Origin of the sequence: Spirosoma utsteinense (assembly GCF_014282275.1) — a bacterium.
Taxonomy (GTDB): domain Bacteria; phylum Bacteroidota; class Bacteroidia; order Cytophagales; family Spirosomataceae; genus Spirosoma; species Spirosoma utsteinense.
In genome coordinates this window covers 116,546-132,862 of record NZ_VFIA01000009.1, presented here as the reverse complement: position 1 = coordinate 132,862, position 16,317 = coordinate 116,546, and the positions used below count along the sequence as shown (strand labels likewise).

Annotated in this window: 13 protein-coding genes; 5 read left to right on the top strand and 8 right to left on the bottom strand. The window is 54.8% G+C overall.

All coding sequences use genetic code 11. The features are described from left to right. Nucleotides 1–131 precede the first annotated feature (131 nt). Complete coding sequence (locus tag FH603_RS09275) at nucleotides 132–1,136, top strand: NAD(P)/FAD-dependent oxidoreductase (RefSeq protein WP_186737209.1); 1,005 nt, start codon at nucleotides 132–134, stop codon at nucleotides 1,134–1,136. Between the two features lie 114 nt (nucleotides 1,137–1,250). Further along, nucleotides 1,251–1,571: a 2Fe-2S iron-sulfur cluster-binding protein gene (locus FH603_RS09270; protein ID WP_186737208.1), complete on the top strand. Its 321-nt coding sequence runs from the start codon at nucleotides 1,251–1,253 to the stop codon at nucleotides 1,569–1,571. Between the two features lie 117 nt (nucleotides 1,572–1,688). Here the strand turns inward: FH603_RS09270 and FH603_RS09265 are convergent, their stop codons facing one another. Continuing rightward, a complete protein-coding gene (locus FH603_RS09265) occupies nucleotides 1,689–3,071 on the bottom strand; it encodes a glycosyltransferase (protein WP_186737207.1) in 1,383 nt (460 codons plus the stop codon). Nucleotides 3,072–3,304: 233 nt separating this feature from the next. On the opposite strand from FH603_RS09265, the gene FH603_RS09260 reads away from it, so the two are divergent. Next, nucleotides 3,305–4,804 carry a glycosyltransferase family protein gene (locus FH603_RS09260; RefSeq protein WP_186737206.1) on the top strand — a complete coding sequence of 500 codons (1,500 nt, stop codon included), beginning with the start codon at nucleotides 3,305–3,307 and terminating at the stop codon, nucleotides 4,802–4,804. An 8-nt stretch (nucleotides 4,805–4,812) separates the two neighbouring features. Here FH603_RS09260 and FH603_RS09255 read toward each other — a convergent pair whose 3' ends face one another. From FH603_RS09255 to FH603_RS09225, 7 genes are all read right to left on the bottom strand, one after another. Continuing rightward, nucleotides 4,813–5,334 (bottom strand): RidA family protein, encoded by a 522-nt coding sequence (locus FH603_RS09255; protein WP_186737205.1) that lies wholly within the window; start codon nucleotides 5,332–5,334, stop codon nucleotides 4,813–4,815. A gap of 25 nt (nucleotides 5,335–5,359) precedes the next feature. After that, a complete protein-coding gene (locus FH603_RS09250) occupies nucleotides 5,360–6,931 on the bottom strand; it encodes a serine hydrolase domain-containing protein (RefSeq protein WP_186737204.1) in 1,572 nt (523 codons plus the stop codon). Nucleotides 6,932–7,305: 374 nt separating this feature from the next. Further along, a complete protein-coding gene (locus FH603_RS09245; RefSeq protein WP_186737203.1) occupies nucleotides 7,306–9,441 on the bottom strand; it encodes a M3 family metallopeptidase in 2,136 nt (711 codons plus the stop codon). A 165-nt stretch (nucleotides 9,442–9,606) separates the two neighbouring features. Next, nucleotides 9,607–10,134 (bottom strand): GNAT family N-acetyltransferase, encoded by a 528-nt coding sequence (locus tag FH603_RS09240; protein WP_186737202.1) that lies wholly within the window; start codon nucleotides 10,132–10,134, stop codon nucleotides 9,607–9,609. Next, nucleotides 10,131–10,544 carry a Dabb family protein gene (locus tag FH603_RS09235; RefSeq protein WP_186737201.1) on the bottom strand — a complete coding sequence of 138 codons (414 nt, stop codon included), beginning with the start codon at nucleotides 10,542–10,544 and terminating at the stop codon, nucleotides 10,131–10,133. The genes FH603_RS09240 and FH603_RS09235 overlap by 4 nt, the downstream gene beginning before the upstream one ends. A 134-nt stretch (nucleotides 10,545–10,678) precedes the next feature. Further along, nucleotides 10,679–13,612, bottom strand: coding sequence for a M16 family metallopeptidase (locus tag FH603_RS09230; RefSeq protein ID WP_186737200.1), 2,934 nt, complete (start codon nucleotides 13,610–13,612; stop codon nucleotides 10,679–10,681). A gap of 81 nt (nucleotides 13,613–13,693) precedes the next feature. Beyond that, nucleotides 13,694–14,410 carry an SDR family oxidoreductase gene (locus FH603_RS09225; protein ID WP_186737199.1) on the bottom strand — a complete coding sequence of 239 codons (717 nt, stop codon included), beginning with the start codon at nucleotides 14,408–14,410 and terminating at the stop codon, nucleotides 13,694–13,696. Between the two features lie 210 nt (nucleotides 14,411–14,620). On the opposite strand from FH603_RS09225, the gene FH603_RS09220 reads away from it, so the two are divergent. Next, nucleotides 14,621–15,388 (top strand): cupin domain-containing protein, encoded by a 768-nt coding sequence (locus tag FH603_RS09220; RefSeq protein ID WP_186737198.1) that lies wholly within the window; start codon nucleotides 14,621–14,623, stop codon nucleotides 15,386–15,388. 33 nt (nucleotides 15,389–15,421) lie between these two features. After that, nucleotides 15,422–16,315: an EamA family transporter gene (locus tag FH603_RS09215; protein ID WP_186737197.1), complete on the top strand. Its 894-nt coding sequence runs from the start codon at nucleotides 15,422–15,424 to the stop codon at nucleotides 16,313–16,315. Nucleotides 16,316–16,317: the final 2 nt, after the last annotated feature.

The following is a 16,317-nucleotide window of genomic DNA, read 5'->3' as shown; positions in this document are numbered from 1 at the left end:
TAATGACCACCAGCGAAGCGCTAACGCTACCTTTGCTCACGAATTATTCACCTATCCAGACTGTTCTAGTAGTAGAGCAAAGCAGCTGATTTTGTCAATAACAGTTGCCGCCTAAATAACGTAAAAACGTAATGATTACCACAGATATATGCATCATTGGCGCGGGGCCGGTTGGCCTGTTCGCCGTTTTTGAAGCCGGTTTATTAAAAATGCGCTGCCACCTCATCGACGCTCTTCCGCAGGTGGGCGGGCAGCTTTCCGAGATCTATCCGCAGAAACCCATCTATGACATTCCCGGCTATCCGGCGGTCAACGCCCAGACGCTGGTCGACAACCTGATGGAGCAGATCGCGCCCTTCAACCCCACGTTCTCGCTGGGCGAGCGCGTCGAGGGGCTCGAAAAACAGGACGACGGTTCGTACATCATCACCACGAGCGACAATACCGCCGTGCATTGCCAGGTCGTTGTCATTGCCGGTGGACTGGGGTGCTTTGAACCCCGTAAGCCGGAGATCGAAAACCTGGAGCGTTTTGAAGGCAAGGGCGTCGCCTACATGGTAAAGAACCCCGAGCAACTGCGCAACCGGCGGGTGGTGCTGGCCGGCGGGGGCGACTCGGCCCTCGACTGGACGGTTTTTCTGGCCAATATTGCCCAAGAGGTGACGCTCGTTCACCGTAGCGATACGTTCCGGGGCGCACCCGACTCGGCCGAAAAAGTATTCGAACTGGCCAAACAGGGTAAGATCAACCTCGTTCTGCAATCGAACATAACGAGTATCAACGGAAACGGGCACCTGCAGGAAGTGAGCATTACGGCCAAAGATAAGACCGTGACCATCCTCCCCGCCGACAACCTGATTCCGCTCTTCGGCCTGACGCCCAAACTGGGACCCATCGCCGACTGGGGACTCACGATCGACAAATCGGCGATCAGCGTGGACACAACGGATTACTCGACCAACGTAGAACGCATCTACGCCATCGGTGATATCAACACCTACCCCGGCAAGCTGAAACTGATCCTGTGTGGTTTCCACGAAGCCGCCCTGATGTGCCAGAGCGCGTTCAAATACGTATACCCGAGCCAGAAACTAAGCTTCAAATACACCACTGTCAACGGGGTACCAACTTTTTGAAAAGAGTCGTATTAGTCGTAAGTCGTAGAAGTCGTAAAAGTCACATGTGGCTGGCGCGTCACTCGCCCAATCACCCCCTTACGACTAATACGACTTCTACGACTAACCTAAATTATGATCCAATTCACCATAGAAGACCGCGATGGGGAGCGGCAGACGCTCGAACTACCGGAAGGTATTAACCTGAGCCTGATGGAAGTTATGAAGGCGTCGGACTATTCCGTTCTGGCTACCTGTGGCGGGATGGCCCTTTGTGCTACCTGCCACGTACAGGTGCTGGAAGGTCTCGACAGGCTCCCCCCCGCGCAGGACGCCGAACTCGACATGCTCGATACCCTCCCCGACGCCAACTTCGACAGTCGTCTGGCGTGCCAGCTACGCCTGAACGAGTCACTTGAAGGCGGCATCTTCCGCATACGGGGCGAAGAGCAGTAACCGCTACATATCAGGCCCGTCAGGGCCTCAACAGCGCAGCGTCGGTAGGTACCCAACGATTATGAACCCGATGGCCGATCCTGATTCACCATTACCGGGCCCGTCATTTACGTGCTGCTAAACGAACTTGATCTTGTTGAGAGCGAAGAAGGTCATCTTCAATAAGAGCCATCCATGTTTGAACCGGGAGATATTGGTTTCGCCGTAAGTGCGCGCCCGGTAACGGATCGGGATCTCAACAAATTTCAGGTTGAGCTTCGCCGAGCCGAAAATCAGGTCGAAGTCGCCGAACGGGTCGAAATCACTGAAGTAAGCGCGGTTGGCGATCAGCCGCTGATAGTTCTCCTTCGACAAGACTTTCGTGCCGCAGAGCGTGTCTTTGAGCTGCTGGTTCAGCAACCACGAAAAGGCAACTGAAAAGAACTTGTTGCCCAACAGATTGAGGGTACGCATGGCTTCTTTTTCCATGGGGTACACCAGCCGCGTACCGTTGATGTACTCGCCCTTACCGGAAGAGATCGCTTCGAAAAATTTAGGCAGGTCTTCGGGCGGCACGGTCATGTCCGCATCCAGAATCATCAGGATATCACCGGTAGCCATGCCAAACCCCTTTCGGACCGCATCCCCTTTCCCTTTGCCGTCCTGCTGCACACATTTTATGTCCCGCTGCGAACGGTAAAGCTCCGCAACCCGCTGAATTTCGCACCAGGTATCGTCCGTTGAGTTACCTTCCACGAAAATAAGCTCGGTATGGCGACCCATTACGGCTGTTCGGCGAACGATCTCTTCAATGTTTCCTTTTTCGTTCCGGGCCGGCACTATTACGCTCACACTATAGGCCGATGGGGGTTTCAACCCGTGGAGACTGCGGGCCACGATGAACGTAAATAACCCGAAGTAGTTGAATATCGGCAGGTTTACGATGTACCGGTTCATCAAGCCCGACAGCAGAGGAACATAGTACGGCATCAACACTTTACGGCCCGTCCGTACCACGTCCATCGAACAAATTTGCAGCAGGTTAATGATATCGTCTCTGTCGAGCCAGTTCTGCCGTTTTTCCGGCATTTTCAGCCCCAGGGTTTCAGCCAGTTTCAGGATCGGCGTCCATAACAGATTTCGATACGTAATAATGATACGGGTGGCAGGGTGACAAACATGATGCAACTGGCCGATGACCTGCTGTACATCATCGAAAGTGCCGATCGTATCGCTCAGGAGGATGAAGTCGAACTGCTCCCCAATCCCGCCAAGCTGTTTGGCATCGCACGTATAAAACTGGTGCTGTGGATACATCGTCCGGGCATGCGTAATGAAGGCTGGATTGATGTCGATCCCCACCCCCCGCGCAGGAGACAGTTGATCGAGTACGTAGCCCGTACCACAGCCAATCTCCAGCACTGAACTTTGCCGGGGAATTGTGTACCGAAGAAATTTGAGCAGACAACGGTAATAATAACGGTTACGCTTGATCCAGCAATCGCGTTCAAGGCCATTCATGTGGATAGAATTAGGGTTTACTACAGTACGAATTTACCGGGACAACGAAAAATAGCATAAGTAATTTTACTCATAGTTTATAACAAAATAATTGACATATGAATACTTAACTTACTGTTATTAAGCAGGGTTACAAACTTAAAGAAAAGGTTGTAATACTACCTATTTATATGTTCAAGCTCATGCGCTGGTTTCAAAAAACGTAGTAGGTTTACAGGACACTATCCACTGGTATGCATCGCTCCACTTACGTACTTGGCCTGATCGTAATCGGTTTTTTTGCCGTTAAAGTGCTCCGTTTTCAGACTCTTGGCTACACGTTCAACGACATGTATGCCTTTTTACAGATGTCGCGTAGCTGGATAGACGACCGTCCGTTCATGTATGAGAATATCTGGGGCTACCACCACCGCATCCATAATTACTACACCGTTTTACTGTGGGGCCCTTTATGCCGGGCGTTTGGTGCCTACGGGCTGTTTGCGGTGCAGTCGATACTACTGGCGGTAGGGTTTGGCGTTGCTAACGAACGGCTTATCCGGCGAACCACCCCTAACTGGGCCCGGTATATGCTGCTGATCATCATCCTTCTGGGACCTGTATCTTTCTGGCTCAACGATCACCCGAATATCGGCTGGCATACCGAACTGACCTACCTACCCCTGGGACTGCTTTTTTCGTTGGCCTTGCTGAGCCGGAACACCTGGGCGACTATGGCGGCTGGTATGGCTATTGTGCTGGTAAAAGAAGACGGTGCAGTCCTGGCCGCGCTCATCCACCTGAGCTACAGGGGCATGCGGTATGTTAGAAAACACCCCAAACGCCCCCTATATACGTGGCTGTCTCAACAGCAGTTCTGGCTGGTGGCAGTGGGCTGGGTGATAGTATTCCTGACCGGTATGGTATGGCTGGGCATTAAAAATAATTTTGCCGAACCTCGCCTTCAACTGGCATTGGCACTGCTTGAAACCAACATAAACGATGCAGATTTCTGGCGGCTGATGCTGAAACAAACCGGCGAGTCTCTGTTGCTGCTGCTGCCAGTGGCTGGCCTGCTCTGTGTATTTGTCTGGCAACAGCGGGAAAGCCTCGCCACCAGCCTGTTTATCATCTGGAGTATCGGCATCGTGACGCTGACGCTGCTCAATTTTGTTCAGAGCGTTCACTACTACGAACAACCCCTGTTTTATCTGGTAGCCCTGACCTGGCCACCCCGGTTCGTGCTGGTCTGGGCATTTTCAGCGGCATTCCTGACACTGGTGGCGGGTATCTATGCCCGTCAGTTCCGGCCTCTTTCGGGCAGATGGGCCAGGTTGACCTCGGTCGGCCTGCTGGTCGTTCAGGTCCCCATTCTTTACCTGGCCCGGCCCGATTTCCCTTCCCCCCGCGACTGGGTCCATACGCTGAAGGGCCGCTACGCCAGCGACAAGGACACGACACTACTACAAGCCGACGACCTGGCTATAGTGCAGTGCCTGGCCGACAAGTTACCGCACCATGCCAACGTTTTCGCCTTCGACTACCTGGTACCATTTTTCCACCGGCAATACGGCATCTGGCCTACTGGCAAGCACTACAAACCGGCCGATATAGCATTGATCCCTATCCACGACAAGCAAGGACTGGCTTTACGCCTGCCCATGCAGAAGCCCTACCGCATCATTCGCCTGCGTGCCTATAACTTGTATGTCTCGGCCGGTTACGAACAGGTAGCCCGATCGTGTCTGCCCTGATCCCTGACTTACTCGACCTCAACGACCATCTCGATTTCGACGGCCGCATTCAGCGGCAAGGCGACCATACCCACCGCTGACCGGGCGTGTTTCCCTTTGTCACCCAGCAGGGCTACCAGCAGATCGGAACAGCCGTTGACAACTTTGGGCTGATCGGTGAAATCAGGCATGGAGCTAACAAAACCCGTCACTTTCACGATCCGGCGAATACGGCCCAGCTCGCCCAACTCGGCTTTCAGCGTAGAGAGCACCGAAACGGTTGCCGCTTTGGCGGCTTCGTATCCCTGCTCTATGGTCAGGTCTTTGCCCAGTTTACCCGTGATGGTCGATCCATCGGCGCGGGTCGATATATGCCCGGCCAGGAAAAGCAGGTTGCCGGTGCGGACAACTTTAACATAGTTCCCTGCCGATTTGGTGGGGGCCGTCAGGGTGAGGCCCATACCGGTCAGTTTTTGCTCGACAGACTGAGCGTTTGCCGTATTGCCAAACACCAGCATGGTCAGGCAACAGGCCGTAAACAGGAGTTTCATAGGTAGTCAGTAGTTACGGGTGAAGTTACTTGAGGCTGACCTCCCGGAAGTCCAGCTGCTGAATCAAAGCCGGATTTTCCGGTGTCAGCGTAAAGAATACATCGATGTTGGCCCGGTCGCCTTCCATCATGAAATGGCCACGCAGCTGATTTTCGGGAATCATGTCGCCAACCCGTTTGATGGCACCCGCTTTGGCGTATAGTTCCTGCACCACCTTCCGGCGGGTCTCTACCGATTGATCGGGAAAGAAATTTTCGGCGAAGATCCCGCTGCGTTCGGCGTTCGCGAAATCGGGTAATAACTTCACCAGTTGGGCTTTGCGCTGCGCCAGGATGGGCGAAACGGGCAGTTGGCGGGGTTGTAGCTTCCCAATGGATAGCAGCGTATCGACCACTACCGAGTTGATATTGCCCATACCGGCATAGGTCAGGTTGCCGTAAGAAATTACACCGATGCCATATTCAGGCAGGATGCGCCACTGGCTGCCAAAACCCGGCAGCCCACCGCTATGCCCCACATCGACGATACCGGCACAGTTTTTATTCCAGCGCAGCCCGTAGCCGTAACCACCGGTAGTCGGGCAAAGCTGCCCCGCCGAGTTACGGGCTTGTGCGTTTAGTCCGGCAAACGTCCAGGGCTGTTGCATCTCCCGAACCGAACTCCGCTTCACCGGCATTGCCGGACCGCTGTCGGCATCACTGCGCGGTGGCCAGGCCGCCTGATGAAACGCTACGTACTTACTAAAATCCTCGATCGACGTGATCAGGCCACCCATAGCCCCCCACGAGCCATCGTGGAGCAGTTCCTCCTCCACCCAGGTACCGTCTTTCCAACGGTAGCCATGCGCCAGCCGGTCGGCAGGAACGCGGTCGTATTCCCACTGCGTATCGAGCATACCCAGCGGCTTCAAAATTGACTCGGTGATGTACTGCTCATAGGATTTGCCCGACACAACGCCAATGATACGGCCCAGCATGGCAAAGCCAAGGTTGCTGTATTCATAGGCGATACCCGGCGCGTTGGCCGTCGAGATGCCGTTTTTCAGCAGGGTTAGTAGTTCTGCATCGGTGTCGGCAAGCTGTCGGTCGCCCCAGGGATTGTCTTCGGGGAACCCGGCCGAGTGGGTCATCAGGTTACGAACCGTAATCCGGGGCGCATCGGCGGTGATGTATTGGTGGGTTTTAAATTCCGGGATGTACTGCTCGGCGGGGTCATCGAGCCGCAGTTTCCCTTCGTCGCGCAGCTTAAGAATAGCCATCGCTGTCAGGCTCTTGGTCATCGACGCAATCTTGAACAGCGATTTGGCCGTAGCCGGCGTCTTTTTCGCTACGTCGGTATAGCCATAGCCACCCGAATAAACCAGCTTCCCATCGAGCACGATCCCGAAGGCCATGCCGGGGTAATGGTACTTCTCGGCCCGCTCCCTGTACAGCTTTTCAACGATGGGAAAGGCAGCCTGTAGCCGGGACAACCGGTCAGGGTCGGTGAAAGCAGGCGGCTGGTACGTACTAACCGCCTGAACGGGTGCCAGACGGGCTGGCGACTGAGCGTATGCGGTGACAGCCAGAAGAAACGGTAAAGCAAAAAGGTGCTTCATGAGGTAAGGAGCGTTCGAATACAGGTATTGACACGCTAACTTAACAAATTACCGCACGTAATCTGGCTATTTCGGGGCACTGAACACCGCACAAATTGAGCCACTGAATTTCTACGGATTATTCTGACAGGATTACAGGATTAAACAGGATAAAAGCTGAATCTGTGCAGGAGGTCATATCAAACCGTGTTCCAACGCTTCCAGCGTATAGACTGTGGGGGTTTGTGTATCCTGGACGGCCACGTCCGGGTGAGAGAAAATCCTATTAAAACCCGGACGTGGCCGTCCAGGATACATAAACCCCCATAACCCACTTTCGGCGCTATCCTGGACAGCGTACTTGTCCAATCCTGTAATCCTGTCAGAAAAATCATTTATACATCCTTCATCAACCCTCTCCGGCGAAGCAGCGGTTTGATGTCGGGTTCGGCACCCCGGAAGTTGCGGTACAGTTTCATGGGATCTTCGGTGCCGCCCCGTTCGAGAACGTTCTTCCGGAACGACTGCGCCGATTTGGGATCGAACAGCCCTTTCTGTTTAAACACCTCGAAGGCATCGGCATCGAGCACCGCCGACCAGATGTAGCTGTAATACCCCGCCGAATAACCACCCGCGAAGACGTGCTGGAAATAAGTACTCCGGTAACGCGGGGGAATCTGATCGATCAGGCCAATCTTGTCCATCGCCTGCTTTTCAAAGGCGATCACATCGGTTGGAATCTCACCGGGTTTGAGCGTGTGATACGCCATATCGAGCATGGAAGCGGCCAGGTACTCCGTCGTTTCGAAGCCCTGGTTGAAGAGGCTGCTCTTCTTGATCTTGTCAACGAGGGCGTCGGGAATGACAGCCCCGGTTTGGTAATGTTTGGCGAACAACCGAAGCATCTCCGGTTCCATTGCCCAGTTTTCCATGATCTGGGAGGGTAGTTCTACAAAATCGCGCGGCACCGACGTACCCGACTGACTACCATAGGTTACGTTGGAAAGCAACCCGTGCAGGGCGTGGCCAAACTCGTGGAAGAAGGTGGTCGTTTCGTCTACGCTGAGCAGCGCGGGCATATTCCCTGTTGGCTTGGAGAAGTTACAGACGATGGACACGACCGGCGTTATTTTCTTGCCGTTCTCCACCTCCTGCCGACGGTAGCTGGTCATCCAGGCACCACCCCGTTTGCTGGCCCGTGGAAAAAAGTCCATGTACATAATACCGATATGACGCCCATCAGCCTCTTTCACTTCATAGGCCATCGCTTCTTCGTGATACACGGGCAGATCGGTACGGCGCTCAAAACGCAGACCGTACAGGCGGCTACAGAGCATGAAGATCCCTTCCCGGACATTGTCGAGCGCAAAATAGGGGCGCAGTTCCTGCTCGTCGAACGCGAACTTTTGCTTGCGAAGCTTCTCGGCATAGTAACGCCAGTCCCAGCTGGACAGCTTTTCATTTTTACCATCCTTGTCCATGAGCGCCTGCAATTCAGCCGCTTCCTGCTGCGCTACCGGCACGGTAGCCGTCCAGAGCTGGTTGATCAGTTCGCTCACTTTGGCCGGTGTCTGGGCCATGCTCTCTTCCAGTATATAAGCCGCGTGATTGTCATAGCCCAGCAGCTGCGCCTTCTCTGCCCGGAGCCCTACCATCGTCGACATGATCTGCTTGTTGTCATGCTCGTCGTTGTGGTTGCCCCGTTCCAGGTAAGCCCGGAAGATCTGTTCCCGCAGCGCCCTGTTGTCGGCGTAGGACAGGAACGGCATAATGCTCGGATTTTGCAGGGTGAACACCCATTTCCGGACCGTCGGACCGTCCTGCGGATTGCGTTTTTTAGCTGCGTCGGCGGCAGCGGCCACAACCGAAGCAGGCAGGCCGCTCAGATCCTTTTCATTGTCAATAACGAGCGCGTAAGCGTTGTTCTCGGCCAGCAGATTCTGGCCAAACTTCAGCGTCAGCACCGATAGCTCTCCGTTGATCTTCCGCAGGCGTTCCTGTTTGTCGGTAGGGAGCGCGGCTCCATTCCGGACAAAATTCTTGTAGGTCTTTTCCAGCAGCCGCTGCTGGTCGCCGGTCAGTTTGAGTTTGTTCCGCTGATCATACACCGCTTTTACCCGCCCGAAGAGGACAGGGTTCAGCGAGATATCATCGCTGTTCTTTGACAGCTTCGGCGCAACCGTCTGGGCAATTTTCTGGAGTTCGTCGCTGGTGTTGGCGCTGTTCAGATTGCCAAAAACGGTCATCACCCGCCGGAGCAGGTCGCCACTGGCTTCCAGCGCTTCGATGGTATTGGCAAACGTAGGGGCCTGCTTCTGTTTCGTGATAGCGGCTATCTCGGTAGCCTGTTGGCTCATCCCTTCTTCAATGGCGGGCTCAAAATGTTCGGGCTTGATTTTGCCAAAGTCGGGCACGCCAAAAGGCGTGTTGTAGGGCGTAAGAAACGGATTGGGGTCGGTGGGCGGATGGGAAACCGGGGCCGATACACTCATAAGCACAGTCGATATCAAAACAGCAGCTATCGTTTTCATGAATTGGAAATTAGGGGCAGACCAATACAAATATACCCAATTTCGTGCTACCGACGCGACGCTGTTGAGGCCCTAAAGGGCCATTTGGCGGGTGCGTTACGCAACCCTGCCAGTGGTCGTAGACCCTGGTAGTGGTTGCGTAACGCACCCGCATCTTTTCAATCGCTACGCGGTTTCCAATACTTTTTCCATGACAATAAACGACAGCGGCTGTTTGGGCAGGCCAAAGCGCGTATCGTCCATGGGAAAGGGTTCGGTCTCGCCGGTGGGCTGGTAGCCGCGCCGTTCGTAGAACGCAATCAGCTCGTGGCGCTGCGGAATCACCGTCATTTTCATGGCACGGCACTGCCAGTCGCGGGCGAGCTGTTCAGCAGCTGTCATCAGCTGTTTACCGATGCCGCCCGCCTGCGCGTCGGGCGAGACGGTCAGCATACCCAGGTACAGGCGATCGCCTTTCTTTTCGAGGTACACGCAGCCTATCAGTTGACCGTCCTGCTCATATTTCAGGATCGTTGCCTGTGGATTTGCCAGCATGGCGGCCAGGCCGGTTTCATCCGTCCGGATACCGTCGAGCAGGTCCGCTTCGGTGGTCCAGCCCCGGCGTGAGCTATCGCCCCGGTAGGCACTGTTCACCAGATCATTTAAAGCCGGAATATCGGCCTGGCTGGCCGGCGAAATAAGCGTTGGGGTCATGACCGGCGGGGCCCTACAGAATCATAGACAATTACCTTTTCCCAAAGCGCTGAGTAGTCTTCCACAAATTTGAGGTGAATCGGATGTTTCTGGTAGACCTCCTCGTCCTCCAGGTTATTAAAAAAGCACAGCCACGAAACGGCATACCCTTTCTCGATGACGCTCCGGTCGGTAGTGGCCGGGGAGCCGATATGTACAAACTTGATGGTTGGCACTTTTGCCAGTTTATTCAGCCCTTCGAGGAGTTTGGCCTTGTCGGCTTCGTTACCCTTGTTTTTGAGGTAGAAATAAACATGGTGGACAAACATATCGCCGGCGGCACTGGTCAACAGCTGCGAGGCTGGTAACGTGGTGCTCAATCCGGCGATGACACTCTTTTTAACGAAATCTCTGCGTGACTGGTCGTTCATGGGGAGTTCGGTTGTAGATACGGACATACACCCGCCCGTACTGACGCAAAAATGACCAACCCTTCGTTACCAAGCAACTATTCTGATTAACGGCCTGCCGGTGCATCCGGGATGGCGCACCGGCAGGCTATCAATTACTTGCTCTTTTTATCTTTCTTAACCGCCGGTGCTGTTCCCGACGATGACCCGGCTTTGGCCGGTGCTGGCGTCGTTTCCACACTCGCTGTTGTCGTTACCGGCTCGCCTTCTTTGTCCAGCTCGACCACTTCGTAACCCAGTCGCGACAGACCCGGCTTCACCAGTTCCTTATTGCCGACTACCGTGATGATCATGTTATTGACCGGCAGCCGCTTTTTGGCAATGGCGTCGATCTGCGCTTTCGTGATGCCGCGCAGGATGGCGCTTTGCTGCTCCACATAGTTGGCGGGCAGGTTGTAGTCGATGATCCGGCTGAGGAAGTACGCTTTCTGGAGCGAGGTTTCGTACCGCAACGCATCGACCTGACCCAGCGAACTCTTTACAAACGTCAACTCCTGTTCCGTAATGCCCGTCTTGCCGTAGTTGGTGATCTCTTTGACAAACTCCACCACCGAGCTATCGGTAGCAGCCGCTTTAACCCCCGCCTGCGCCGTAAACGGACCGGGTGTTTTGGTGCTTGAAAATCCCGACCGGGCACCGTACGTCCAGCCCTTATCTTCGCGCAGGTTCATATTGATGCGGCTGTTGAAGGCCCCGCCCAGCATGTAGTTGGCCAGATAGGTCTTGTAATAATCGCCTGTGGCGTCGTAGGGCAGATCGGTCAGGTAACCCACCCGTATTTCCGACTGGGCGGCCTTTTCCTTGTCGATCAGGTAGATCCGCGTTTTGTCGATTTTACGCGTCGACGCCGTTTTGGGCAGCGCCACCGGTTTAGCCGTCCACTTGTTCAGGAACGCCAGCTTCGACTTCACACCCGCCTGCTCCACATCACCCACGATCACCAGGTTGGTAACCGATGGCGAGAAGTATTTTGCGTAGAACGCCTTGACATCGTCGAGCGTAATAGCTTCGACTGTTTTAGCCGTACCACTCACCGGCACCGACCGGATATTATCCGCGCCGTAGAGCAGTTTGTTATAGGCTTTGTTGGCGATGACGACCGGCTGCGTACTCTGGTTGGCAATCAACTCCAGTTGCTGCTTTTTGAGCCGCTCGAAATCATCGGCCGAAAATTTGGGATGCAGTAGTTTCTCCTCCACCAGGGCCAGCGTCGAATCCAGATTCTTCGTCAGCGTCTCGACCGATACGTTAATTTCTTCCGTACTGGCCCGAATATCAATGCTGGCACCGAGTTTTTCCAATTTCGTGTTCAGTTCTTCATTGGAATACCGCTGCGTAGCCTCGTTCATCAGCGCAGCCGTCAGTTGGGCGATACCGGCTTTGGACGGATCATTGGCCGACAGCAGGTGGCCGCCTTTGATGGCGAACAACATCGTTACGGCGGGGATCTCGTCGTTACGGGTGCCAATCACATTCAGGCCATTGGGCATTTTATCGGTCCAGAACGGAGGAACCTTCAGGGCTGGGTTAGCACCGGGGCCGGGCTTACTGGCGCGATCGAAACTGTCTTTCGCTTTTGTATAGGTCAGCCCGTCATACCCATAGCTGGGTGCCTTGTAGTCGGCCGTCGATATGGTGTAGTTGTCTGGTTTGGCTACGATTTCTGCTTTTCCTTTCGGGTAAACGGTCAGCACAACGGCGTTTTTGCCTTTTACATACTGGTTATACACCCGCATGATATCTGCTTTCGTCACGCTCCGGTAGCGTTTGAATTCCTGCGGCAAATAGTTAGGATTTCCGAGGTAGGTCTGGTACGCAGCCAGCTGCGATACTTTACCCGATACGCTGGCCAGATCGTTGATGAGCTGGGCCTCGCGGGTGGCGGTGAACTGCGCGATATCATCATCGGTAACACCCCGGCGCTCAAACTCAGCCAGTGTCTGACGAACGATGGCTTCGGTGCTGTCCAGGCGTTTGTCGGGAAACGGCAGTACGGTCAGCGTGAATCTACCCGCCAGCTCCGTTGCCGGATGCGATGCATTGGCCTGCACAGCCAGCTGATTTTTAACCAGATTTTTATAGAACAGCGAGTTTTTACCACCGCCCAGAATTTCGGCCAGTGCGTCGAGGGGGGCTTCGTCGGGGTGATAGTTCGGCACCGTCGGAAACACGATCTGAAGCATCGGAAAGCGTACGTTGTCCTCGTACGACACATACCGGTCTTTGTCGAGAACGGGCGTTGGCACCTGCGTTTTTGTCACCTCAGGACCGCGTGGGATCGTCCCGAAATACTTCTCCACCATCGCCACCACCTGACTCGGGGTTACATCGCCACCAATGGTCAGTACCGCGTTATTGGGGCCATACCACCGCAGGAAGAAGTTTTTGAGGTCGTTGACGCTAACCCGGTTCAGGTCTTCGATATAACCAATAGTCAGCCACGAATACGGGTGACCATAAGGAAAGAGGTTTTTGGCGACATACTCACCCGACAACCCATAAGGCCGGTTGTCGTAGTTCTGGCCACGCTCGTTCTTGACGGTTGCCCGCTGGATCTCGAATTTCTTCTGTGTGACAGCGTCCAGCAGAAACCCCATCCGGTCGGCTTCGAGCCAGAGCGCCCGTTCGAGTTGGTTGCTCGGCAAGGTCTCGTAGTAGTTGGTCCGGTCGCCGTTGGTTGAGCCGTTGAGCGTTCCACCCGACTCGGTCACGATCTTAAAATGCTCATCGTCGGCAACGTGATCGGAGCCCTGGAACATCATGTGTTCGAAGAAGTGAGCAAAGCCTGACTTACCAATCTCCTCGCGGGCAGAACCCACGTGATAGGTTACGTCGACATGCACGATGGGATCGGAGTGATCTTCGTGGACGACCAGCGTCAGGCCGTTGGGCAGCACATACTTCTCATACGGAATCAGGAGTTCTTTCCCTTGCCGGGTGACTTTCTCAACCAATTTCGTTTGTGCAGACGCCACACCCGCCCCTAGCCAGGCCATCAGCAGCGCCGTATAAACGGTAGTTTTTTTCATGTTGGGCACTTAACAAAGTAAGTGCCCAAGTTACGCAGATAAACAGCACACTGCCAGCCGCCCATCCGGCTTTCCAACCGCTTATTTCCCGCCGGGACGTGTTGGCCGGACTTCAATCTTACTCGGCAACGTACGGGGGTTCATTTTCAGCAAATCGTACACGATCTGGCCGATGTCTTCGGGCTGGATTTTCCAGGCGTCGGCATCGCTCGGCTCGTGGTTGTCGAAATACGTCGCCACCGAACCGGGCATGATCGTGCTTACCTTGATGCCTTCGCTGCGGAGATCGAGCATAACGGCCTGGGTGAAGCCCACCAGCCCGAATTTACTGGCGTTGTAGGCAGCGCCTTTCTCGAAGAAGTTCGTACCGGCCAGGCTGGCAATGGTAATGAAATACCCTTTGCTTTCTTTCAGCGCGTTCAGCGTGGCTTTGGCGGTATTGAATACGCCCGTTAGGTTAATGTCGATCGTTTCCTGCCACTGCTCGGGCGTCAGTTCCTGGATGGGCGCAAAGTGGCCCACACCTGCATTGGCAATGACGTAGTCGAGCCGTTCCCACTGCTGGATGATGGCGTCGACCACGCGCTGCTGCGACGCCAGATCCCGCACGTCGGCAGCCATACCGATGGCGTGGCCGGGGTTAATTTCGTTCAGTTTGGCCGCAGCCAACTCGGCCGCCACCGACGAGCGGCTGGTAATAGCCACCTTCACACCTTCTTTTATGAGTACTTCGGCAACGCCGTAACCAATTCCTTTTGAGCCGCCCGTAATGAGCGCCGTTCTGATGTGATCTGCCATGAGAGTATATAGATTTGTCGATGCGCTGAGCGCTCTGTAGACATGGACGATAACTCGGTAGCCAGCGGTAAGGTTTCGGAACGGATGACCCTCCCGGTCACGGTCCTGGCCCGCTTCCCGCTCTGCCCGTCTGAACTATCTTCGCCTTCAGGTAGTAAAGCCGCGGGTATTTGTGGTTTTGTACAGAACCCTTCTCCCCTACTCCTATTTATGAGATCAGCTATCGCCTACATCGCTCTTCTTGGCCTTTCGACAGGTTTTATCGCCCTACAGCCCGTATCATCCGGCGTCTACGAATGGCAGAAATCCCCCATAACCAGGAAGGCGGGTGTTGAGCAACGGACCCTGCTGGAAGGCAGCACAACCGATTTTACGCACCTCAAAGTACACGCCACGACGCTGGCCGCTCACCAGGCTCCGCACCCGGCCCATACCCATGATGACGAAGAACTGATCATCATCAAGGACGGCGAACTCACGGTGACCATTGCCGGAAAAACAAAGACGCTGGGTACAAACAGTATTGCGCTGATGATGCCCGGCGACGAACATGGTTTCGAGAATAAAAGCGATAAACCCGCCACCTATTACGTCATGCGCTACGAATCGAAAGCGCCGGTGAACCTGGTGCGGGGCCAGCAGGCGGGCGGCTCGTTCTGGGTCGACTGGAAAGACGTAGCCTTTCAGCCACACGATAAAGGCGGCATCCGCCGTATGTTCGACCGGGCCACAGCCATGACTAAACGATTTGAGATGCACGTCACCACGCTCAACCAAGGGTTGTGGAGCCACGCTCCGCATACACACCGGGCGGGTGAGATCCTGATCATGGTCGAGAACACCGCCCAGGAAAGCATCGACGGTAAGCTGCACCAATCCAAATTGGGCGATGTCATTTTTCTGGAATCCAACGCGCCCCACGCGCTGCAAAATACCAGCAACTCCAGTTGTACGTACTTTGCCTTCCAGTTCGAGTAGTGAACGGCCTGCCCGTTCGTCGATTCGCGTCATATGGCACTGATCATCCTTTCTCTGACAACCGGTGCCGTGCTGATACGCATCGTGGCCAATCCCCTGTCGAACGTATTTCAGAAGCAGTTGACGCAGCGATCCGCCGAACCCCTGTTCGTTATTTCGGCAACCTACGGTTTTCTGGGACTCGCCTGTCTGGTCGTCTGGCCCCAGCTCCGTTTTGAGGGGCTGTCGATAGTGTTCTGGCAAAGTATACTGCTGGCGGGCCTGCTGGCCATGGTGGGCAATGTGTTTCTGGTGAAAGCTCTGCAGATCGGCGATTTATCGGTGCTTGGCCCTATCAACGCCTATAAATCCATTGTAGGTATCCTCATTGGCATTTTTCTGCTGAACGAGGTACCCGGCTGGTGGGGACTGGCGGGAATCGTACTCATCGTCGGCGGTAGTTATCTGGTGGTGAACCAAAGCGATCAGCACACCGGGTTTTCGTGGGCGTTGTTCCAGCGCCCCGAGATCAAACTACGCCTGACCGCGCTTGTGTTTTCTGCCATCGACGGAGCGTTTCTGAAGAAAGCGATCCTCTTGTCGACACCCACTATTGCTTTTTTTTACTGGTGTGTGTTCGGGTTTATCTTCACCCTGATCTGGATTTTGCTGACCATGCGCCGACAGTGGCGTCACCAGACGAAGCTGCTGGTCAGCCACAAATTCACCTTCATCGGCTTGTTGGTGGCCGTGGGCGTCACGCAGATGACGAGCAATCTGGCGCTGGCCCAGCTACCCGTCGGCTATGCGCTGGCGCTTTTTCAGCTCTCAGCCCTGATCAGCGTCTTGTTCGGCTACCAGTTTTTTCGTGAGCAGGACATTGGCCGAAAACTCACCGGGGCCCTGATCATGACCACCGGTGCCATCCTGATCGCTCTGCTGGGCTGAGC